This is a genomic window from Streptomyces maremycinicus, from assembly GCF_001184025.1.
In the GTDB taxonomy this organism is placed as follows: Bacteria; Actinomycetota; Actinomycetes; order Streptomycetales; family Streptomycetaceae; genus Streptomyces; species Streptomyces maremycinicus.
Map to the genome: position 1 here is coordinate 32,195 of NZ_BBYG01000023.1, position 21,116 is coordinate 53,310.

Annotated in this window: 17 protein-coding genes and 1 pseudogene; 11 read left to right on the plus strand and 7 right to left on the minus strand. The window is 73.2% G+C overall.

What is annotated here, in order from left to right; genetic code table 11:
* Positions 1-252 precede the first annotated feature (252 nt).
* Positions 253-1,365 carry a mechanosensitive ion channel family protein gene (locus AOQ37_RS34155; RefSeq protein ID WP_062650583.1) on the minus strand — a complete coding sequence of 371 codons (1,113 nt, stop codon included), beginning with the start codon at positions 1,363-1,365 and terminating at the stop codon, positions 253-255.
* A 324-nt stretch (positions 1,366-1,689) separates the two neighbouring features.
* On the opposite strand from AOQ37_RS34155, the gene AOQ37_RS34160 reads away from it, so the two are divergent.
* From AOQ37_RS34160 to AOQ37_RS34180, 5 genes are all read left to right on the plus strand, one after another.
* Positions 1,690-2,226, plus strand: coding sequence for an HNH endonuclease (locus AOQ37_RS34160; RefSeq protein ID WP_062650383.1), 537 nt, complete (start codon positions 1,690-1,692; stop codon positions 2,224-2,226).
* Positions 2,227-2,510: 284 nt separating this feature from the next.
* Complete coding sequence (locus tag AOQ37_RS40595; protein ID WP_062650385.1) at positions 2,511-3,164, plus strand: putative immunity protein; 654 nt, start codon at positions 2,511-2,513, stop codon at positions 3,162-3,164.
* A 285-nt stretch (positions 3,165-3,449) separates the two neighbouring features.
* Positions 3,450-3,656, plus strand: coding sequence for a hypothetical protein (locus AOQ37_RS34170; protein WP_107085371.1), 207 nt, complete (start codon positions 3,450-3,452; stop codon positions 3,654-3,656).
* On the plus strand, positions 3,657-5,759 hold the full coding sequence (gene malQ / locus AOQ37_RS34175; RefSeq protein WP_062650389.1) for a 4-alpha-glucanotransferase: 2,103 nt from the start codon (positions 3,657-3,659) through the stop codon (positions 5,757-5,759).
* A gap of 266 nt (positions 5,760-6,025) precedes the next feature.
* Positions 6,026-6,307 carry a hypothetical protein gene (locus tag AOQ37_RS34180; protein ID WP_062650585.1) on the plus strand — a complete coding sequence of 94 codons (282 nt, stop codon included), beginning with the start codon at positions 6,026-6,028 and terminating at the stop codon, positions 6,305-6,307.
* A gap of 222 nt (positions 6,308-6,529) precedes the next feature.
* Here AOQ37_RS34180 and AOQ37_RS34185 read toward each other — a convergent pair whose 3' ends face one another.
* Complete coding sequence (locus AOQ37_RS34185) at positions 6,530-7,051, minus strand: MarR family winged helix-turn-helix transcriptional regulator (protein WP_062650390.1); 522 nt, start codon at positions 7,049-7,051, stop codon at positions 6,530-6,532.
* 138 nt (positions 7,052-7,189) lie between these two features.
* On the opposite strand from AOQ37_RS34185, the gene AOQ37_RS34190 reads away from it, so the two are divergent.
* Positions 7,190-8,116, plus strand: coding sequence for an EamA family transporter (locus AOQ37_RS34190; RefSeq protein ID WP_062650393.1), 927 nt, complete (start codon positions 7,190-7,192; stop codon positions 8,114-8,116).
* 463 nt (positions 8,117-8,579) lie between these two features.
* On the opposite strand, the gene pepN is transcribed toward AOQ37_RS34190, so the two are convergent.
* Positions 8,580-11,147: an aminopeptidase N gene (gene pepN, locus AOQ37_RS34195; protein WP_062650395.1), complete on the minus strand. Its 2,568-nt coding sequence runs from the start codon at positions 11,145-11,147 to the stop codon at positions 8,580-8,582.
* 284 nt (positions 11,148-11,431) lie between these two features.
* Here pepN and AOQ37_RS34200 point away from each other — a divergent pair, with 284 nt between their 5' ends.
* Complete coding sequence (locus AOQ37_RS34200) at positions 11,432-11,992, plus strand: DUF1203 domain-containing protein (protein ID WP_078890499.1); 561 nt, start codon at positions 11,432-11,434, stop codon at positions 11,990-11,992.
* Between the two features lie 89 nt (positions 11,993-12,081).
* On the opposite strand, the gene AOQ37_RS34205 is transcribed toward AOQ37_RS34200, so the two are convergent.
* A complete protein-coding gene (locus AOQ37_RS34205; RefSeq protein ID WP_062650397.1) occupies positions 12,082-13,098 on the minus strand; it encodes an aspartate-semialdehyde dehydrogenase in 1,017 nt (338 codons plus the stop codon).
* Between the two features lie 210 nt (positions 13,099-13,308).
* Here AOQ37_RS34205 and AOQ37_RS34210 point away from each other — a divergent pair, with 210 nt between their 5' ends.
* Together AOQ37_RS34210 and AOQ37_RS34215 are read left to right on the plus strand one after the other, a co-directional pair.
* Positions 13,309-13,851, plus strand: coding sequence for a sigma-70 family RNA polymerase sigma factor (locus tag AOQ37_RS34210; RefSeq protein ID WP_304956785.1), 543 nt, complete (start codon positions 13,309-13,311; stop codon positions 13,849-13,851).
* A gap of 1 nt (position 13,852) precedes the next feature.
* Positions 13,853-14,797: a hypothetical protein gene (locus AOQ37_RS34215; RefSeq protein WP_062650401.1), complete on the plus strand. Its 945-nt coding sequence runs from the start codon at positions 13,853-13,855 to the stop codon at positions 14,795-14,797.
* Positions 14,798-14,906: 109 nt separating this feature from the next.
* Here the strand turns inward: AOQ37_RS34215 and AOQ37_RS34220 are convergent, their stop codons facing one another.
* Together AOQ37_RS34220 and AOQ37_RS34225 are read right to left on the minus strand one after the other, a co-directional pair.
* The gene (locus AOQ37_RS34220; RefSeq protein WP_062650403.1) at positions 14,907-18,221 is read right to left on the minus strand and encodes a S8 family serine peptidase; all 3,315 of its coding nucleotides are present in this window, start codon (positions 18,219-18,221) and stop codon (positions 14,907-14,909) included.
* Between the two features lie 307 nt (positions 18,222-18,528).
* On the minus strand, positions 18,529-19,116 hold the full coding sequence (locus tag AOQ37_RS34225; protein WP_062650405.1) for a CGNR zinc finger domain-containing protein: 588 nt from the start codon (positions 19,114-19,116) through the stop codon (positions 18,529-18,531).
* Positions 19,117-19,241: 125 nt separating this feature from the next.
* On the opposite strand from AOQ37_RS34225, the gene AOQ37_RS34230 reads away from it, so the two are divergent.
* Positions 19,242-20,162: a pyridoxamine 5'-phosphate oxidase family protein gene (locus tag AOQ37_RS34230; RefSeq protein ID WP_062650407.1), complete on the plus strand. Its 921-nt coding sequence runs from the start codon at positions 19,242-19,244 to the stop codon at positions 20,160-20,162.
* 51 nt (positions 20,163-20,213) lie between these two features.
* On the opposite strand, the pseudogene AOQ37_RS41570 reads toward AOQ37_RS34230, so the two are convergent.
* Positions 20,214-20,651, minus strand: a pseudogene (locus tag AOQ37_RS41570) (hypothetical protein); the annotation flags it as partial.
* A 70-nt stretch (positions 20,652-20,721) separates the two neighbouring features.
* Here AOQ37_RS41570 and AOQ37_RS34235 point away from each other — a divergent pair.
* On the plus strand, positions 20,722-21,075 hold the full coding sequence (locus AOQ37_RS34235) for a MerR family transcriptional regulator (protein ID WP_062650409.1): 354 nt from the start codon (positions 20,722-20,724) through the stop codon (positions 21,073-21,075).
* Positions 21,076-21,116 lie beyond the last annotated feature (41 nt).

The window sequence follows — 21,116 nt, forward strand, 5'->3', positions numbered from 1 at the left end:
GCGCGGGAACAGCCGGCCGGACCGATGCGGCCGGACGGGGCCGCGCAAGCTCGACGGGGCCGGGGAGGGCCGAGGGGGGCCCGGGGAGGGCCGAGGGGGACCCGGGAAGGCCGGGCGGGCCGGGAAGGCCGGTCGCGGCAGGGAGGGAAGGCCGGTCGGGGCAGGGAGGGAAGGCCGGTCGCGGCGGGGAGGGAAGGCCGGTCGGGGCCGGGAAAGCCGGAAGGCCGTACCCGGAGCCTTCCGGCGTGCGGGCTACTTCGCCGGCGCGGTCGGGGCCGCCGACCGGGGCTGGTTGAGCGGGGTCGTCGCCGCCACCTGCGGCGAGTCCGCGTTGGAGAACACCGACGGCGCCGCGACCGCGGCCGTCGGGTCGGCCGGGTCCTCGGTGGCCGTGGCGGTCGCGCCGCCCACGATGCGGATGTCGGCCGCGTCGAAGGCCCGCTTGATGCGCCAGCGCAGCTCCCGCTCGACGACCAGGGCCTTGCCGGGCATCGTCTTCGCGGAGACGCGGACCACCATCGAGTCGAGCAGGACGCTGTCCAGGCCGAGCACCTCGATCGGGCTCCACAGGAGCTCGTTCCAGGGCTCCTCCTTGCTCATCTTCTCGGCGACCTCGTCCAGGGTGGCCTTGACCAGATCGAGGTCCTCGGACGCCTTGACGGTCACGTCGACGCCGGCCGTGGCCCAGCCCTGCGAGAGGTTGCCGATCCGCTTGACCTCACCGTTGCGGACGTACCAGATCTCACCGTTGGCGCCGCGGAGCTTCGTCACGCGCAGCCCCACCTCGATGACCTCACCGGTGGCCACGCCCGCGTCGATCTGGTCGCCGACGCCGTACTGGTCCTCAAGGATCATGAACACGCCGGAGAGGAAGTCCGTGACCAGGTTGCGCGCGCCGAAACCGATCGCCACGCCCGCGACACCGGCGGAGGCCAGCAGCGGGGCCAGATTGATCTCGAAGGTGCCCAGCACCATCAGGGCGGCCGTGCCGAGGATCAGGAAACTCGCCACCGAACGCAGCACCGAGCCGATCGCCTGCGAGCGCTGACGCCGCCGCTCGTTGTTGACCAGCAGCCCGCCCAGCGCCGTGCCGTCGACCGAGGAGACGGTGCGGTTCATCCGGTCGATCAGCTTGGTGATCGCCCGCTGCACCACCACTCTCAGCACCACCGCGATCACCAGGATCAGCAGCACGCGCAGACCGATCGCCAGCCAGGTCGACCAGTTCTGCTCGACCCAGCTGGCCGCGTTCGTCGCGCTCTCCTGGGCGTCCTGGAGGGACGGGACGATCACCGCGGTCGGCGACTCCGAGGGAGTCGGCGACGGTGACGCGTCGGCGGCCAGTAGGACGGCGGGCAAGGACACGGCAGGTACCTCCAGGTGCTGCACTGCTCCATTCGGTGCGGCGGTCAAGGGCGACACGCGCTGCGAGGTCACGGAAAGGTCACCGGACGGGCAGAACCACCACACTAACGGGGCATTGTGTGTGGTTCGGCGAGTTCCGTGAAGGAGAGACGGTCCTCACCTGGGCTTGAACAGGCCATGATCCTGGGGAGACAACAGGGTGTGGTCGAAAACACTCCCAGCCCGTTACCGGGACATGGTGGCGCGTCCACCAGGCAAGAGGGGACACTGACCACAGATCGTCCCGGCGCGAGCCACGCGCCGCCGACGCCCAAGGAGGCATCCGTGCCGCATGTCCTGGTCCTCAACGCGTCGTACGAGCCGCTCGGCGTCGTACCGCTCCGCCGCGCGCTCGTCCTCGTCCTGGAGAACAAGGCGATCTCCCTCGAGGAATCCGGCGCCTTCCTGCACAGCGCGACCGTCACAGTCCCCGCACCCAGCGTGGTCCGGCTCAAGCGATTCGTCCGGGTTCCCTATCGGGGGCCCGTTCCTCTGACCCGTCGGGCGCTCTTCGCCCGTGACGGGGGCCGGTGCATGTACTGCGGTGGCGTCGCAACCAGCGTCGACCACGTCGTCCCGCGCAGTCGCGGGGGCAAACACGTGTGGGACAACGTCGTGGCGTCCTGCCGTCGCTGCAACCACACCAAGGCCGATCGGCACCTCGTCGAGATCGGCTGGCGGCTGCGCCACAAACCCGCTCCCCCGTCCGGACTCGCCTGGCGCATCATCGGCACCGGGCATAGGGACCCGCGCTGGCTGCCGTACTTGCAGCCGTACGGCGCGGACGACGCACTGGCCCGGATCGACGGCATCTCCGCCTGACGATCCGGGTCTTCGTATTGCGTCGCCCGCGCCTTCGCACCGCGCCACGACGTCACGACGGCCCGGCCGGATGTGACGGGCTCCGGGGACCGCCCTGCGCCCCCGGAGCCCCATCGGCATGCCCGCCCCGTCCCTTTGCCCAGCCTGCCGTCATGCCCGCCCCGTCCCTTCCTCCGGCCTGCCGTCATGCCCGCTGGCACCCCTGGTGGGGGTCCGGCCCCGCGGCGGCCGCCGGGCCGGTGCGGGCCTGGCCGGGCGGGTCCCGGCGGCGGCAGGATGGGGCCGTGCCCACCGAGTCGGACAAGATCGAGCTGAGCGAACACGAACTGCGGGAGATCGCGGGCTACGCGGCCCACTGCGCGCGCAGGGCGCTGCCGCTCTTCGAGCGGAGCCTTCCCTCCGACCCGCGCCCCCGCGACGCCGTCGAAGCGGCGGAGGCCTTCGCCGGGGGCGGCCGGCGCACGGGCGCCCTGCGGCAGAGCGCGTGGGCGGCCTACCGGGCCGCGCGGGAGGCCGCCGCGGCCGCCGCGCCCGCCCCCTGCGCCGCGGCGGACGCGGCACGCGCGGCGAGCCACGCGGCGGCCGCGGCGTATCTGCATCCGCTGGCCGACGCGCACCAGGTGAAGCACATCCTCGGTGCGGCGGCGCACGCGGCGCGGGCGGAGGAGCTGGCAGCGGAGGAGGAGCCGGCCGCGGGTGAGGAGCCGGCCGCGGGTGAGGAGCCGGCCGCGGGTGAGGACGGGACCGGCGTCTTCGTCCCTTCCGCCGGGGCGGGGAGCCCGACGGGCGGCGGGACCCCGGCGGGGACTGCGGAATGGGCGCGCCGTCACGCGCCGGCGGCGGTCGCCGCGGTGCTCGGCCGGTTGCCCGCAGCGCCTCCCGGAGGCGGACGGGTGGGAGAGCTGATGCGCGGTCTCGACGCAGCCCTGCGCGCCTGAGCGCGCGCGGGGGCGGGCGGGCTGTCCGGAGGTGTGCGGGGGATCGGGGGCGGGCGGGCTGCCCGAAGGTGCGCGGGTGATCGGGGGCGGGCGGGCTGCCCCAGGGTGTGCCGGCGACGGGGGCGGGCGGGCTGTCCGGAGGTGTGCGGGGGACCGGGGGCGGATCCCTCGTGTCGGCGCGGGTTCCGGGAGGGGGTCGCGGCGTGTAATGACGTGAGGACGTCTGTCCCCGCGTCCGCTGGGTAGGGCTGGGGTATCCGATGCCGTACTGAAGAGGAGGCCACCGTGATCGCACCGGCCCGCTCCAAACGCCCGGCGGAGCACTCCGCCGTCACCCCCGCCGAGCTCGAGGACCCCTCCCTCCGTGCCTTCAGCGCCGAGGGAACCCGCGCCGAACCCCCGCTGACCAGTGAACCGCCGCTGCCCGACGCCGAGCCCCTGACCAGCGAGCCGCCGCTCGCCGTCACGGACCCCGACTCCACGAGGCCCTGAATGACCGCACCCCCGGGAGAGGAGCTCGCCCGGCTCGCCACGCTGCACGGGGTCGCCACCTCCTACCAGCCCTCCCCGGACCGCACGGTCACCGCCTCGGCCGGGGCCGTCACCCGCGCCCTGGCCGCCCTCGGGGTCGACGCGGACACCCCGGAGGCCGTACGTGCCGCGCTCGCCGCCCGGGAACGGGAACTGGCCGAGCGGCTGCTGCCGCCGACGGTGGTGTGCTGGCGCGGAAGCCCCTGCGAGGCGCTAGCCGCCCTCCCCGCGGGTACCGCCCTGCGGGTGGAGACCGAACAGGGCGAGCGCCGCGACTTCGGCGACCGGCTCCCGCTCGGGGTGCACCAGCTGACGGCCACCGCACCGGACGGGCGGACCGGCCGCGCCCATCTCGTCGTCGCCCCGCCCCGGCTGCCCACGCCCACGGGACGCTCGTACGGGCTCCTAGTCCAGCTGTACTCGCTGCTCTCCCGGCGTTCCTGGGGCATGGGTGACCTCGGGGATCTCGGTGAGCTGACCGCCTGGGCGGGCCGGGCGCTCGGTGCCGGGTTCGTGCAGGTCAACCCCTTGCACGCGGCCGTGCCCGGGGCGCCGACCGACCCGTCCCCGTACCGCCCCTCCTCGCGCCGCTTCCCCGACCCGGTGCATCTGCGGGTCGAGGACGTCCCCGAGTTCGCGTACGTGCCGGACGCCGGGGAAGCGTGCTCCGCGTTGCTCGAACGGGCCGGACGGCTGCGCGAAGCCGTCCTGGAGAAGGGTGAGTTGATCGACCGGGACGCCGTGTGGGAGCTGAAGCGGGAGGCGCTGGAGCAGGTCGCCCGGGTGCCGCTCGGGCCCGGCCGACGCGCCGCCTACTGCGACTTCCTCGCCGAACAGGGCCAGGCCCTGGAGGACCACGCGACCTGGTGCGCGCTCGCCGAGGTGCACGGCCCCCAGTGGCGGCGGTGGCCGGCCGGGCTCCGGGATCCGCGTTCCGCCGAGACCACCCGCGCCCGGGGCGAGTTGATGGACCGCGTCGACTTCCACTCCCGCCTCGCCTGGCTCACCGACGCCCAGCTCACCGCCGCCCAGCGCGCTGCGCGGGAGGCGGGCATGCCGGTCGGGATCGTGCACGACCTGGCGGTCGGCGTGCACCCGGAGGGCGCCGACGCGTGGGCGCAGCAGGAGTACTTCGCCGCCGGCATGTCGGTGGGCGCGCCGCCGGACGCCTTCAACGCGCGCGGCCAGGACTGGGGCCTGCCGCCCTGGCGCCCCGACCGGCTGGCCGCCTCCGGCTACGCCCCCTACCGTCGGCTCCTCAAGGGCCTCTTCCGGTACGCAGGCGCCCTGCGCATCGACCACGTCATGGGCCTGTTCCGTCTCTGGTGGGTCCCGCAGGGCGAGCCACCGACCGAGGGTGCCTACGTCCGCTACGACGCGGAGGCCATGCTCGCCGTCCTGGTGCTGGAGGCGTCCCTGGCCGGTTCGGTGGTGATCGGTGAGGACCTGGGCACCGTCGAGCCGGGGGTGCGCGAGACGCTGCGCGAACGGGGCGTGCTCGGTACGTCGGTGCTGTGGTTCGAACGGGACTGGGAAGGCGACGGGCGCCCCCTGTCCCCCGAACGCTGGCGCGACGACTGCCTGGCCACCGCCACGACGCACGACCTGCCGTCCACCGCCGCCCGGCTGACCGGCGAACACGTCGAACTCCGGGACCGGCTGGGCCTGTCGACCCGCCCGGTGGAGGAGGAACGCGCGGAGGCGGCCAACGACACGGCGGAGTGGCTGGCCCTGCTCACCCGGCTCGGACTGCTGGCCGGCAGCGGCGGCGGCAGCGATCTCTCCTCGGAGGAGGCCGAGGTCCAGGCCGTCCACCGCTTCCTGCTGCGCACTCCCGCCCGCATGATCGGCGTCTGGCTCCCGGACGGCGTCGGCGACCGCCGCCCGCAGAACCTCCCCGGCACCTGGGACCAGTATCCGAACTGGCGCCTGCCGATCGCGGACGCCGCGGGCCGCCCGGTGACCCTGGAGGAACTGGCGGCCTCACCGAGGCTGCGGGCGCTGATCGACGTCCTGCGCGAGGAGCACGGCCCGTCCGGGGGCGACGCCTCCGCGGGAACCTGAGCGGGAGCTTGAGCGGGAGCTTGAGCGGGAGCCAAAGCGGGAGCTCGTGCGGGCGTGGGGTCGGCCGGCCGTTGGGGCCGGTCGGCCGTGGGCGGGTCGGCCGTGGGCGGGTCGTGGGCAGGCTGCGGGCAGGACTTTCGACGCCGTGACGGGGGTGTGCCGGTGGCCGCCCCCGGGGCGGCGGTACGAGCGCCCGCGCGCCGCCGTGTGCCTCATACGGCACCCCGGGCGCGCGCTCCCCGACACGGTTCGCTAACTTGGGCACCGTGGACAAGAAGAACGCCCTGCGCGCCGGCGCCCTGGCTGCCGGTACGACGCTGATGATGCTGCTCATGTCGTCCCCCGCGCTCGCGCTCACCCGCGACGACGGTGACGACCCCGGCCCGGGTCTGAGTGTCGGCGAGACGCTGGGCCTCTACGTCGTGGCCCCGATCGCGATCTTCGCGCTGATCGCCGGCCTCGTGTGGGTCCTGGACAAGTCGAAGGACCGGCACGACCCCACCAGCTCGAACATCACCGTCAAGGGCGGGGCGAACGCCAAGGCCTAGCCCGCAGACCCCCTGACTCCAGGCCCGCACGCGGGCCCGAGGGCGCCGGTCTCTTTCCCGTACGCGTATGGCGTGGGGGAAGGGGCCCGGCGCCCTCGACGCGTTCAGGGGCGCCGCTGAGACGCCGCCCGGTCCCGGTACGGGACGGAGGTGACCGTGTCGGGGCGCCCGGCCGACCGCCTCGCCGACCGCCCGGCCGTGCGCCCGGTCGACTGTCCCGGCTCAGCTCCTCGGTGTCTCCGTCGTCAGCAGCAGATCCCGCAGCAGGTCGGCCAGTTGACCGACCCTTTCGGTGTCCAGGGCGGCGGTGAGGGCCTCGGTCTGGGCGGCGAGGCCCGCGCCGACCGCCCGGTCGACCAGATCGAGGCCCTTCTCGGTCAGCGTCACCTGGAGGCCCCGGCGGTCGTGCGGGTCGGGGGAGCGGCGCAGCAGCGCGGCGCGCTCCAGTTTGTCGAGGCGGCCGGTCATGCCGCCGGTGGTGAGCATGAGCGTCGCCGACAGCTGGCGGGGCGAGAGGGTGTAGGGCTCGCCGGCCCGGCGCAGGGTGGCGAGCACGTCGAACTCACCGCGGCCGATGCCGAGTCCCGCGTACGCCTTCTCCAGCCGGTCGCCCATCGCGCGCGCGAGCCGGGAGATCCGGCCGAAGACCTCCATGGCGCCGGTGTCGAGGTCGGGCCGGACGGCAGCCCACTGCTCGATGATCGCGTCGACGGGGTCCTTGCGCGGGGGCTGGGGGCTGCTCATGGGACGAGTATCCCCCTGTTCCCGGTCAGCCACGAGAAAGTAGCTCGCCGTTAAGCCGGTAGGTGCCAAGTCGATCACCAGTAAGCCGCTTTGCGCTAAGCCGCTTGACGGTAAGTCGCTTAGCGCTAAGCTAAATACATGAAGAGGTCCACGACCGTTCTGCTCACCGCTCTCGCCCCGGTCTCCTGGGGCACCACCTACGCCGTCACCACCGAGTTCCTCCCCGCGGACCGGCCCCTGTTCACCGGCCTGATGCGGGCCCTGCCCGCCGGGCTGCTGCTGCTCGCCCTGGGCCGGGTCCTGCCGCGCGGTGTCTGGTGGGGGAAGGCCGCGGTACTCGGCGCGCTGAACATCGGCGCCTTCTTCCCGCTGCTCTTCCTCTCCGCCTACCGCCTGCCCGGTGGCCTGGCGGCGGTCGTCGGTTCGGCCGGGCCGCTGTTCGTGGTGGGACTCTCGGCGCTGCTGCTGGGGCAGCGGCCGACCGCCCGGACCGTACTGGCCGGGGTCGTGGCCGCGTTCGGCGTCAGCCTGGTGGTGCTGAAGGCGGCCGGGGCGCTGGACCCGATCGGCGTGCTCGCGGCGGTCGCCTCCACCGCCTCGATGTCGGCGGGCACGGTGCTCACCAAACGGTGGGGCCGCCCGGACGGCGTCGGCCCGCTGGCCCTGGCCGGCTGGCAGCTCACGGCGGGCGGCCTGCTCATCGCGCCGCTCGCCTTCCTCGTCGAGGGCGCCCCGCCCGCCCTGGACGGCCGCGCGGTCGGCGGCTACCTGTACCTCGCCCTGGCGAACACGGCGGTGTCGTACTGGCTCTGGTTCCGTGGCATCGGCCGGCTCACCGCCACCCAGGTCACCTTCCTGGGCCCGCTCTCCCCGCTGACCGCGGCCGTCGTCGGCTGGGCCGCCCTCGGCCAGGCGCTGACGCCGCTCCAGCTGACCGGCATGGCGCTGGCGTTCGGCGCGACGGTGGCCGGTCAACTGAGGCCCGGCGGCCCGGCCCCACGCACGTTCGTGCCCACGAGGCGAGTGACCCACGAGGACCGACTCACGAGAACCGGCCGGAGGTGACGGTGCCGCGACTCGGGCGGTTGGGCGGTTCGGCCGTGGCGGCGTGACCCGGCCCAGCGCGGTCCGTCGCGGCCCCGCCCGGCGTGGTCGGGCCCGGCGTGGTCCGGCACGGCGCCGACTGGCACGGCACGGACCGGCACGGCACGGCTGAGGGCGCCCGATGCGACATCAGGCGCCCTCAGCTACGTGAGGCAGACGCGACGCGGGCCGCCCGGCGAGGCCCCGGCCCGTCGCGGACCGGCACGGCACGGCTGAGGGCGCCCGATGCGATATCGGGCGCCCTCCGCTGCGTCATGCGGCTGCGACGCGGCCGTGGCCGTGGCCCAAGGATTGCCACCGCCGCCACCGCCGTGACTGCCGGGCCACCACCGTGACCGCGGCGACCGCCATGAGCGCCGTGACCGCCGCGCGGGGACCGCGAGGACGGACGACCGGTCGACCGGACGGCCGTACGGCAGGACGGCTACCGTGCGTCGGCCTCCTGGGCCTTCAGGGCGCGCTCCACGCCCGCGCGGGACTCGGAGACGAGGCGGCGCAGGGCCGCGTTCGGCTCGGCCGAGGCCAGCCAGGCGTCCGTCTTGTCCAGGGTCTCCCGGGAGACCTGGACCCCCGGGTACAGGCCGATCGCGATCTGCTGGGCGATCTCGTGCGAACGGGAGTCCCAGATGCCCTTGACGACCTCGAAGTACCGGTCCGTGTAAGGCGCGAGCAGCTCACGCTGGTCGGTCTGGACGAAGCCGCCGATCACCGCCTCCTGCACCGCGTTCGGCAGCTCGTCGGACTCCACGACCGACGCCCACGCCTCCGCCTTCGCCTCCGGGGTCGGCCGGGCGGCCCGCGCGGTCGCCGCGTGCCGCTCACCGGCGGCCGTCTTGTCCCGCTCGTACTCGGCGGCGATGTCCGCCTCGTCGAAGGTGCCCACGGCCACCAGCCGCTGCACGAACGCCCAGCGCAGCTCGGTGTCGACGGCCAGGCCCTCGATGGTCTGGCCGCCGTCGAGCAGCGACTCCAGGAGGTCGATCTGCTCCGGGGTGCGGGCGGTGGCCGCGAACGCGCGGGCCCACGCCAGCTGGTGGTCGCTGCCCGCCGCCGAGGACCGCAGATGCGCCAGCGTGGCGTCCGTCCACCGGGTCAGCAGGGCCTCGCGGCTGGCCGGGGCGGCGTACAGGTCGATGGCGAGCTTGACCTGGCGGTGCAGCGACTGGACGACACCGATGTCGGACTCCTTGCCGATGCCGGAGAGCACCAGGGACAGGTAGTCGCGGGTGGGCAGTTCGCCGTCTCGGGTCATGTCCCAGGCGGACGCCCAGCACAGGGCGCGCGGCAGGGACGACTCGAAGTCGCCCAGGTGCTCGGTGACGAAGGCGAGCGACTGCTCGTCGAGGCGGACCTTGGCGTACGACAGGTCGTCGTCGTTGAGCAGGACGACGTCCGGACGGCGCTTGCCGACCAGCTGCGGTACGGCCGTCAGCTCGCCGTCGATGTCCAGTTCCACCCGCTCGTCCCGCACCAGCTTGCCGCTGCCGTCGTCGAGTCCGTACAGGCCGACGGCGATGCGGTGCGGGCGCAGGACCGGCTCGCCCTTGGCGCCGGCCGGGAGCGCCGGGGCTTCCTGGCGGACCGCGAAGGAGGTGATGACACCCTCGGCGTCCGTCTCGATCTCGGGACGCAGGATGTTGATGCCGGCGGTCTGGAGCCACTTCTGCGACCAGGTGCCGAGGTCACGGCCGGAGGTCTCCTCCAGCGCGCCGAGCAGGTCCGACAGGCGGGTGTTGCCGAACGCGTGCCGCTTGAAGTAGGCCTGCACGCCCGCGAAGAACTCGTCCATGCCGACGTACGCCACGAGCTGCTTCAGGACGGACGCGCCCTTGGCGTAGGTGATGCCGTCGAAGTTGACGAGGACGTCGTCCAGGTCGCGGATCTCGGCCATGATCGGGTGGGTGGACGGCAGCTGGTCCTGCCGGTACGCCCAGGTCTTCATGGAGTTGGCGAACGTGGTCCACGAGTGCGGCCAGCGCGACTGCGGGTGGTACGCCTGGCAGGCGATGGAGGTGTACGTGGCGAACGACTCGTTCAGCCAGAGGTCGTTCCACCACTCCATGGTGACCAGGTCGCCGAACCACATGTGGGCCAGCTCGTGCAGGATCGTCTCCGCGCGCAGCTCGTAGGCCGCGTCGGTCACCTTCGACCGGAACACGTACTGGTCCCGGATGGTGACCGCGCCCGCGTTCTCCATCGCGCCGGCGTTGAACTCCGGTACGAACAGCTGGTCGTACTTCTTGAACGGGTACGCGTAGTCGAACTTCTCCTGGAACCAGTCGAAGCCCTGCCGCGTGACCTCGAAGATCGCGTCCGAGTCGAGGAACTCGGCGAGCGAGGGCCGGCAGTAGATGCCGAGGGGCACCGACCGGCCGTCCTTCTCGTACACGCTGTGGACGCTGTGGTACGGCCCGACGATCAGCGCGGTGATGTAGCTGGAGATCCGCGGGGTCGGCTCGAAGGCCCAGACGTCGTCCTTGGGCTCGGGCGTCGGGGAGTTGGAGATGACGGTCCAGCCGCTCGGCGCCTTCACGGTGAAGCGGAAGGTGGCCTTGAGGTCGGGCTGCTCGAACGACGCGAAGACGCGGCGGGCGTCCGGCACCTCGAACTGGGTGTACAGGTAGGCCTGCTCGTCGACCGGGTCGACGAACCGGTGCAGGCCCTCACCGGTGTTGGTGTACGCGCAGTCCGCCACGACCCGCAGGACGTTGCGTCCCTCCAGCAGGCCCGGCAGCGCGATCCGGGAGTCCTTGAAGAGCCCCGCCGCGTCGAGCGTGTCCCCGTTCAGCGTGATCTCGTGGACGGTCGGCGCCACCAGGTCGATGAACGACTCCGCGCCCCCCTCCGTGACGTCGAAGCGCACCGTCGTGACGGACCGGTAGGTCCCTCCCTCCTGCGCGCCGGAGAGGTCGAGATCGATCTCGTAAGAGTCAACGCTGAGCAGCTTCGCCCGCTGCTGTGCCTCTTCGCGAGTCAGGTTTGTGCCAGGCACGCGGTCATCTCCTCGGATATGTGTCGGTTGCGCCATCCTTCCACGGCACCCCTGTCCCGGGCGACGACCTTATGGGCGGCCCCGGGGCCACGTCCGAGGGGATCGGGGTCCGCGTCGGCCGTCCCCCTGGACACCTGGGGCAGGGTGCGCCCGGCGCCGGACGGCGGTCGCGGGGGCGCCGGACCGACCCCTCGCCGTCCCCGCCCTCGCCACCCGCGCCCGCGGCCGAGCGCGACGTCCGGATTCCGCCGGTGCGGCCGGGGGGCGAGCGGGAGGCTCGGGACATGACGATCCAGGCAGACGCGACGCCCCGGGAAGCAACGACGACCCGGGGAGGCACCCGCACCGGCACGCGCCCGGTATCCGGCCCGGCGGGTCACACCGCGCGGCCCGTCCCGCCCGACGTCCTCGACGAGCTGCGCGCCGTCGACGACGCGGGGCGGCCGGCCGTTCCCCTGACCGACGAGGAGGGCGGCGCGCCGCTGCGTTGCTGTCTGCGGCGCAGCGAGGCCGGGGAGTCGATCGCGCTGGTCTCCTATGCGCCGCTGCGCCGCTGGGCGGCCGCGGCCGGTGTCGATCCCGGCGCGTACGACGAACAGGGGCCGGTGTTCATCCACGCGCGGGCGTGCGGGGGTCCGGCCGGGGGAGGGCTGCCGTTCACCGGGGCCCGGCGCACCCTGCGCCGCTACTCCGCCGCCGGACGCATTCTGGGCGGCCGGCTCGTCGAGGACCCCGACGGGTTCGACGCGGCCTTCGCCGAGGCGTTCGCCGACCCCGAGGTCGCCCTCGTGCACGTCCGGGCCGTCGAGTACGGCTGTTTCCTGTACGAGGTGCGCCGCGGCTGACCGCGCGGCGGGCCCGGGCACGGGGGAGGGGCGGGTGCCTGTCGCACCCGCCCCTCCACGCAGCTTCCCGCGGCTCGGGAAACCCGCCGTCAGCTCTTCAGCTCGGCCGCCACCAGCTCCGCGATCTGTACCGCGTTCAGGGCCGCGCCCTTGCGGAGGTTGTCGTTGGAGATGAACAGGGCGAGGCCGTGCTCCACGGTCTCGTCCTCGCGGATGCGGCCCACGAACGACGGGTCCTTGCCGGCCGCCTGGAGCGGGGTGGGGATGTCGCTGAGGGCCACGCCCGGGGCGCCGCCCAGCAGCTCCGTCGCGCGCTCGGCGCTGATCGGACGCGCGAACCGGGCGTTGACCTGGAGGGAGTGGCCGGAGAAGACCGGGACGCGCACACAGGTGCCGGAGACCTTCAGCCCGGGGATCTCCAGGATCTTGCGGGACTCGTTGCGGAGCTTCTGCTCCTCGTCGGTCTCGTTCAGGCCGTCCTCGACGATCGAGCCCGCGAGCGGGATCACGTTGAAGGCGATGGGGCGCTTGTAGACCTGCGGCTCCGGGTAGTCGACCGACTCCCCGTCGTGGGTCAGCCGGTCCGCGTCGGGCACGACCTTCTGCGCCTGCCCGTGCAGCTCCGCCACGCCCGCGAGGCCCGAGCCGGACACCGCCTGGTACGTCGCGACGACCAGCGCCTCCAGACCGGCCTCCGCGTGCAGCGGCTTCAGGACCGGCATCGCGGCCATCGTCGTGCAGTTCGGGTTGGCGATGATGCCCTTGGGGCGGTCCACGATCGCGTGCGGGTTGACCTCGGAGACGACCAGCGGCACCTCGGGGTCCTTGCGCCACGCCGACGAGTTGTCGATCACGACCGGGCCCTGCGCGGCGACCTTCTCGGCCAGCGCCCGCGAGGTCGCGCCACCCGCGGAGAACAGGACGATGTCGAGGCCCGCGTAGTCGGCCGTCGCCGCGTCCTCCACCGTCACGCCGTCCAGGACCGTCCCCGCCGAACGGGCCGAGGCGAACAGACGCAGCTCCGTGACGGGGAAGTCACGCTCCTTGAGGATCCTGCGCATGACCGTGCCGACCTGACCGGTGGCTCCGACGATTCCGACCCTCACGGCGACTCCTTGCTCTTTTGCACTGTTCACGGCTCTTCACGGACTTTTCCATCATGCGGCCGACCCCGGCCCCCCTGTCCAATTCTTTGCCCACCATGCCCGAGGACTGGGACGCCCGCCGGTGTGACGTACGCCTCCCGAGGATTCCCCGGCGCCACGCCGAACGTTTTCGCGCCCCACGGCGTCGTAGAGGAAACGCGGTAGAGAGGGGTGGCTGTGCTGCGCGGAAAAGCCCGGCGCGCCCGGGGGGACGGGGCAGGACCGGGCGACGATCCGCTCGACGCGGCGCAGGAGCGCCGGGTGCGGGCGGTGCTCGCGCTCGGCGGGGTCCCGCAGGCGGACCTGCCGGACGGGGTACAGCAGGTCCGGCTGCGGCTCCTGGAGCGTGCGGCGAAGGGGTACGAGACGCCGCGCGACGTCTCCGCGTGGGCGGCCGTCGTCGCCTCCAACCTCGCCATGGACTGGCACCGGGCCAAGCGCCGCCAGGAGCGGCTGGGGGAGCGGCTGGCCTCGCTGCGCCAGCACGAGCACCCCTCCGGCGAGGACACCAGCGTGCTCTCGCTCGCCGTGGCGCAGGGCCTGGACGACCTGCCCGACGCCCAGCGCCAGGTGCTCGTCCTGCGTTTCTACGCCGACCTGCCGGTGCGTTCGATCGCCGCGGAACTGGGCGTTCCGGAGGGCACGGTCAAGAGCCGCCTGCACACGGCGGTCCGGGCCCTGCGCGCCCGTCTGCACGAAGACGAGGTGGTGTGACGTGACCGCCCGACCCGGACAGGGATCCGGACACGGACCCGATCCGCACGACGACAGCCGCGAGGACCGCGCGAGCCACGGCCGCCGACACCGGAACGACGACCACGGCGCGTACGAGAACGTCGACCGCGGTGAGTACGAGAACCACGACCGCGGTGAGCACGAGGGCCGGGACGGACGGGAGGGGTACGACGGGATGGACGCGTTGATGGCCGCCGTGCTCGACGTGCCGCTCTCCGGACTCTCCGAGGAGGCCCGCGCCGATCCCGCCTACCTGGCCGCCCACCGCTCGGCGACCGCCGACGTGGCGCTTCTGCGCGAGCAGCTCGGCGTCCTCGCGGAGGCGCTGACCGAGGCGGTGCCGGCGGAGCCGGTGCGCGAGCGGGCCGTGGCCCCCGCGGCCGCCCCCGTGCGGCGGCCGCGCCCGGCGCGCCGCTTCCGTCAGCCGGCCCTGCGGCTGGCCGGTGCGGCCGCCGCCGGTGCGCTGGTCCTCGGTGGCGGATGGATGGTCGTCCAGGTCGGCCAGGGGGTGGGCGACAGCGCGGCGAGCAAGAGCGCCGACAGCGCGGCCGGGTCGGACGAGAAGGCCGACGCCTCGGCGGGCGACGGCGCGGGTCTCCTCGGCGACCCCGGCTACCTGGCCTGCGCCCGGCTCGTCGTCGAGGGGGACGTCACCGCCGTCGGCCCGGTGGCGGGCGCCACCCGGGAACGGGTCACCCTGCACGTCACCCGCGCCTACCGGCCGGCCGGCGCCGGGCCCGAGGTCGCCTTCGAGATGGCGGCGGACATGGACCCGCTGCTGCGGGCGGGCGACCACGTCCTGGTCGCCCTGTCGAAGGGGTCCGCCACCCCCGACGTCTGGGCGGTCGGCGAGGCCGACATCGCCCCCGAGCGGGAGGCGATCGCCCGGGCCCTGCCCGGGACGGAGGGCGTCACCTGCGAATAGCCGAGCCGGGACACGCCGGGACGGCGGGACACGGCCGGACACGGCCGGACACGGCGAAGGGCGGGCGCCCGGTGGACGCCCGCCCCTGTCGCTCGTGGGTCACTACCGGTTACGGAGTGACCTTCTCGATGGCCACGTTGCCGATGCCCGCGACGGTGCCCCGCGCGTTCACCAGCTGGACCTGGCCGAAGAAGGCCCGGCCCTCGGGCGCGGCGGCCGCGGCGGTGACGGTCGCGGAGACCGACGCCGAGGCACCCGTGCCGAGCTTCACCGGCGTCGACTCGTCGACGGTGACGGTGCCGAGCGAGGACGAGAAGAACACGTCCAGGTAGTCGTACGCCGTCGTACCGGCCGGGACCGAGTAGCCCGCGACCTCGATGGTGTACGTGCCGGCGGCGGGCGACGGGATGGAGACCGCCTCCTCCGAGTCACCGTCGGCCTGCTGGGCGACCTGGTTGCCGGCCGCGTCGAAGACCGTCAGGTCCAGGTCGGCGGAGGCGTCGGAGACGTTGCCGATGGAGACGTCCAGCGACTTGGCGCCGGCCGGGACCTCGACCGTGGTGGTCTCGGTCGCGCCGTTCGCGATGGTCGGGCGGGTCGCCTTGGACGAGCCGAGCGGACCGCCGGCCAGCTTGCCGTCGATGGCGGCGAAGTTGTTCGTGACCTTCCAGGAGACGGGGGCCGGGGTGCCGACCTTCGCCTCGGGCACGGTCACGGTCTCCGGGTCGAAGGACGCGCCGTAGACGGTGGCGTCCAGCTTGTACGGGTTGTCGAGCAGCGGCGAGGTGCGGCGCGACTCGACCTCGATCTCCCAGACCCCGGGCTGCGGGTTCTGGTACGAACGGGCGTCGGGCTTGCAGCCGTTGCCGTCGAGGTAGTTGTTGTAGCAGTAGATCGTGGAGCTGTCCTCGACCGCGACACCGTACGGGTGGATCGAGATGAACCGGGTCTGGCTCTTGTCCTTCAGCCCGCCGATCGCGACCTCGAACGCCTTGGCGCCCTCGGGCACGGTCAGGAAGTAGGACTGCGAGCTGTTGCGCTGCACGGTGTTCGACGCGTGGAACGCGTACTTCACCGGGGTCGAGACGACGACCGTGTTGAGGATCTGCTTGTCGAGGCCCTCGGTCTTCGGGTCGTCGACCTCGAGGATCGCGCTGGCGATGCCCGCGGCCTTCGGCTGGGCCTGGATCTTGACGGTGACCGGCTTGTTCAGCGGCAGCTTCACCTCGTCGGAGCCGAGGATCCTGAAGGTGCCGCCCGCGTTGTTCTCGATGTGCAGCTCGTGCCGGATCGCCTTGTCGGCGCCGGACGTACGGGTGATGGTGACGTCGTACGTCTTCTTCTGGCCGGCCTTGAGGCCGCCCTCGCGGTCGTAGATGCCGGTGCCGAAGCCCGGCGTCTTCAGCGCGAAGTCGAGCGCGGTGTCGACCGGCGCCTTGACGGCGTAGTCGTGGGCGGTGGCGCCCTTCCTGATGGACTTCCAGGCGTCCACGATGTTGATGGCGCCCGCGCCCTCCTCGTACGCCTGGAGACCCTTGATGTGGTCGGCGGTCGAGGTCAGCGCCGTGCGCAGGATCGCCGGGGTGAGCGCGACCTTCTGCTGCTTGGCGGCCGAGATCAGCAGCGCCGAGGCGCCCGCGGCCTGCGGGGAGGCCATCGAGGTGCCCTGGAGCATGGAGTAGCCGGCCGGCAGCGGGTAGCCCGCCTCGGCGACCGGGGAGCCCTCGAGCCAGGTCTGCGTGGTGTTGATCGCGGCACCCGGGGCGACGAGCGTCGGCGTGAAGCCGCCGTCCTCACGCGGGCCGCGCGAGGAGAAGGGCAGCAGCGCGTACTTCTTCGTCACCTGCGAGCCGTAGTTGGCGGCCCAGGTCTCCTTGGAGATGGCCGCGCCGACCGAGATCACCTTGTCGGCCAGACCGGGGTCGCCGATGGTGTTGGCGCCGGGGCCCTCGTTGCCGGCCGAGATGACCAGCTGCACGCCGTAGGTGTCGATGAGGCGCGTGTACAGCTCGGCGCGCGCGTTGTTGCCGTCGTTCAGGCCCGGCAGACCGCCGATCGACATGTTGACGATGTCGACACCGCGGTTGGCGACCAGGTCGATCATGCCCTCGGTGAGGGCGACGTTGGTGCAGCCCGGGCCGAAGACGCAGGCGCGGGAGGAGACGATCTTCGCGCCGGGCGCGGCGCCGTTCATCTTGCCGCCGAACAGGCCGTTCGCGGCGGTGATGCCGGCGACGTGCGTGCCGTGCTCGCTGGCGATGAGACCGATGTTGGCGAAGTCGGCCTTCTTGCCGACCCAGTCACCGCCGTACGGGTCCATCGGCACGTCCTTGCGGATCTGCACGACGAACGGCTGCCGCTCGGCGACGTCGGTCGCCGGGTTGTCGGTGCCGAAGTACCCGATCTGGTAGCCGTCCTTGTACGGCTTCATCGCGGTGTCGTCGGTGAAGTCGCCGTTGTTGTTCACGTCGACGGTGACGGTGCCGGCGGCCGCGTCGTACAGGACGCCCCACACGTCGGTGGTGTCGCCGTCGCGGTTGACGTCGCCCTTGGCGTCGCCGCCCGCGGTCGCGGACTCCCGGAAGAGGTTGACCTGGTAGGAGCCGGCCTTCGCCGTCCAGGTCCGGCCGCCGAAGGTGAAGCTGGGCCCGGACACCGAGGTCGTCATCGCGCGCCAGGAGGCGTCGCCGTCGAGGATCGGGTCGGTCGCCGTCACCCAGTCGACGATCTTGCGCTCGCCGGTGGTGGTCTTCTGGAGCGCGGGGTGCGCCAGGTCCACGCCGGAGTCGAGGACGCCGATGGTGACACCGCGGCCGTCCGCCTTCGGGTTCTTCTTCACGAAGTCGACGGCGCCCGTCTCGAAGGACGGGTTGTACGGGTTCTCGGCGGGGGTGTTCTTGTTCGGCGCGGCGTAGGTCTTCGCCTTCGCGGCGGACGCGGCGCCCTTCGCGGTGTCCGCTCTCGGCGTCGGGTCGTCGAGGACGATGTCCTGCCGCAGGTCGATGGCGTGCACCGAGGACAGCTTGGCCGCGGCGGCGATCGCGGAGTCGGCCTTGCCGGTCGGGACGGTGGCGCGGACGTAACCGACCTTGTCGTAGGACTGGCCCACGGAGCCGCCCTTGACCGCGTCCAGCTCCTCGGCGACCTGCTCGGTCTGTCCGGGGGCGGTCGCGACCATCAGCGTGACGTTCTTGTCGCCGGCGGCCTTGGCCTCGGCGAGGAGGTCGGCGTCGTCGGAGCCGAGCTTGTCGTGGGCGGACTTCGCGCCCGGGTCGGCCGCGGCCGGGGTCTGGCCGGCGTCGGCGGAGAAGGCCATGGGTATCGGCCCGGCCGCGGACAGCGCGGCCACCAGGCCGGCGGCCACGGCTATGCGGGCCACACGTCTTGCGCCCGATATCGGTTCACGCTGGGGGGTGAGGGTCATCGGCATCCCTTGTAGGTAAAGGAACGAGCACCGCGTGACCAGGCCGTTCCTGCCTGATCACGGTCGTCCGGAATGCGGTCCCGGATGACCGCAAAGCTTTACCTAAGGGACAGCTGTTTGGGGAGAGTTGACCGAATCGATATGCATGTATGGGGAAAACCCTCTACGAGCCCACTGTGAGAGGGCTGTTCGCCGGTTGTGCGGGTTTCGGCCGGGAGGGCCGGGTGCCCCGGGCGGGCGTGCGTGTCCGACCGTCGGCTGTGCCCGGCCGGTGTGCCGGGCCGGTGTGCCGTGTGCGTCGCGCGGGTCAGGCGTCCTTGGCGCGGGCGTAGTGCCGGGACGCCTTCGCGCGGTTGCCGCAGGCCGCCATGGAGCACCAGCGGCGGGTGCCATTGCGTGAGCTGTCGAAGAAGTGCAGTACGCAGGCCTCGTGCGCGCAGCGGCGGATCCGGTCCGGGGCGGCGGAGAGCAGCTCCAGGTAGTTGCGGGCGGCCAGCCAGCCCGGCCCCCAGGCCTCGTCCCTGAACTCGGCCCGCTCGCCGGGTCCTTCGGCGGTGAGGGTCGGCCGGATCCGCCCGTGTCCGAGCACGGTGTCGACGCCGGCGATGTCCGCCGTGCCGCCCGCCGTGCCGTCCGCCGTGCCGCCCGCCGTGCCGTCCGCCGGGCCGTCCACCGCGGCCCCGAGCGCGTCGCGCGCCCGCAGGGTGTGCCGCAGGGTCGCCGCGTCGGCCGGGAACCGCCCGTCCAGCCCGTTCGCGGCGAGCCACACGGCGAGCCCGTCCGTGTCCCGCAGCAGATCCTGTACGGCGCCCTCCCGCAGCCATCGCGTGTTGAGCAGGTCGAGCGCGAGGGGCTCGCCGGTGAGCGGGCGGGGGTCGGGGGCGGTGGCGGACATCGGGGCTCCTTCCGTACTAACCGTTCAAGAGTACGTGACCGGTTGACTTGCCGGAGTGTAACCCTTAACTTGGATGTGAAGGGTTACATGCGGGACTTGTCTGGGTCGAGGAGGTCGGGCAGCTCATGAGCGTCTACCACGCGGGCTCGCGCGCGGTTCAGGACCGGGTGGGGGTCCGTGACCTCGCCGATCACCTCGGCCGGGCGGTCGGCGAGGGCATCCGACCGGTCGTCGCCGCCTTCCTGGAGCTCCAGCCGCTGCTGGTCCTCGGTGCCGCCGACCCGGAGGACGGCCGGGTGTGGGCGTCGGCGCTCGCGGGCACCCCCGGCTTCGTCCGGGCCACCGGACCCCGCCGGATCTCGGTCGCGACCGGCGTCGGCGACGCGGCGGGCGACGCGGGTGGGACCCGACCCGTGGACCCCCTCGCCCGGGCACTGGCCACCCCCGGGACCCCCGTGGGCACCCTCGCCCTCGATCCGCGCACGCGTCGCCGTATGCGGCTGAACGGCCGGCTGCGGCTCACTCCGCGCGGCTTCGCCGTCGACACCGACCGGGTGTTCGCCAACTGCCCCAAGTACGTGCAGCGCAGAAGGACCTTCGAGGTGGTCGACCGCACCCCCGGCAGCCCGCGCCGCGGCACCGGACTGACCGACGGGCAGCGGGACTTCCTCGCCGGCTGCGACACGTTCTTCCTCGCCACCGTCCGGCCCGGCGGCAGCGGGGCCGAGGTCAGTCACCGCGGCGGCGACCCGGGCTTCGTGCACGTCACCTCACCGCGCACCGTCACCTGGCGTGACCGCCCCGGCAACTCGATGTTCCTCACCCTGGGCAACCTCGCCACGGACCCCCGTGCCGGACTGCTCTTCCTCGACTGGACGACGGGCCGCACCCTCCAGCTCACGGGCGAGGCCCGTACCCGGTTCGCCCCCGACGGCACCCGCACGGTCCACTTCACCGTCACCGAGGCGCTCGACACCCCCGCCGCGCTCCCGCTGCGCTGGTCCGCGCCGGAATACTCCCCCGCGAACGCGGAGCCCACCGGTTGACGTCCCCTCACGCGCCGGAGGCCGAGGGTGTCGCCGGGGACGCGGCACCGACCGCAGCCACGGCAGCAACTGCGCCACACCCCAGGCCGCCTCCACGCCGAGGAACGGCCACAGCACCCCTGGGGCGCCCTGGGCCAGCGCGTACGCCATCCACGCCGTGAACAGGGCGCGAGCGACGCCGTCGAGCAGTCCGTGCACCGCCAGAGGCCTGACCAGGCGCAGCACGGCCCAGACGATCACCACCGACCCCATCAGGTTCGCGAACAGGGTCTGGATCGGGTCGGCCTGCGGGAACGTACCCGTTCCCCAGGCCCGGCTCCACGACGACAGCAGGTCGTGGACGAGCGCGTACGTCCACGGTGTCGCGAAGCCGGCCGTGACGACGAGGTCGTACCAGGCGCTCGCGCGGACGAGCCGGAGACCGGACGGGCCGTAGGAGGCGCCGGGGCCGCCGGGACCGAGGGGAGACGCGGGAGTGGAAGTGGTCATGCGGCCGACGCTAAACACTGGACTACGCTCCAAGGTCAAGCGTCGACCGCGATCCGACGGAGACTCCCGCATGCGCATCGGAGAGCTGGCTGCCCGCACGGGCACCACCCGGGACACCATCCGCTTCTACGAGAGGGTCGGCCTCGTCGAGGGCCGCCGACTGCCCAACGGCTACCGCGACTTCGCGCCGGAGACCGTGGAGTGGCTGGCCTACGTGCGCACCGCGCAGACCCTGGGGTTCACCCTCGCGGAGATCGCCCGGCACGGCGAGGAGCTGCGCGAGGCGCCCGACTCCGCGGACGCCCTCTCCGCCCTCTTCGAGCAGAAGATCCAGGTCGTCGATGCCCGCATGGCCGAACTCGCCGCCCTCCGCGCCGAACTCACCGACCGCGTCGGCACCGGCTGCCCCCTGCGCACGGCGTGACGGCGGGGCGGCGTGCCCCCGGGACTGTGTGACCGTGCGCC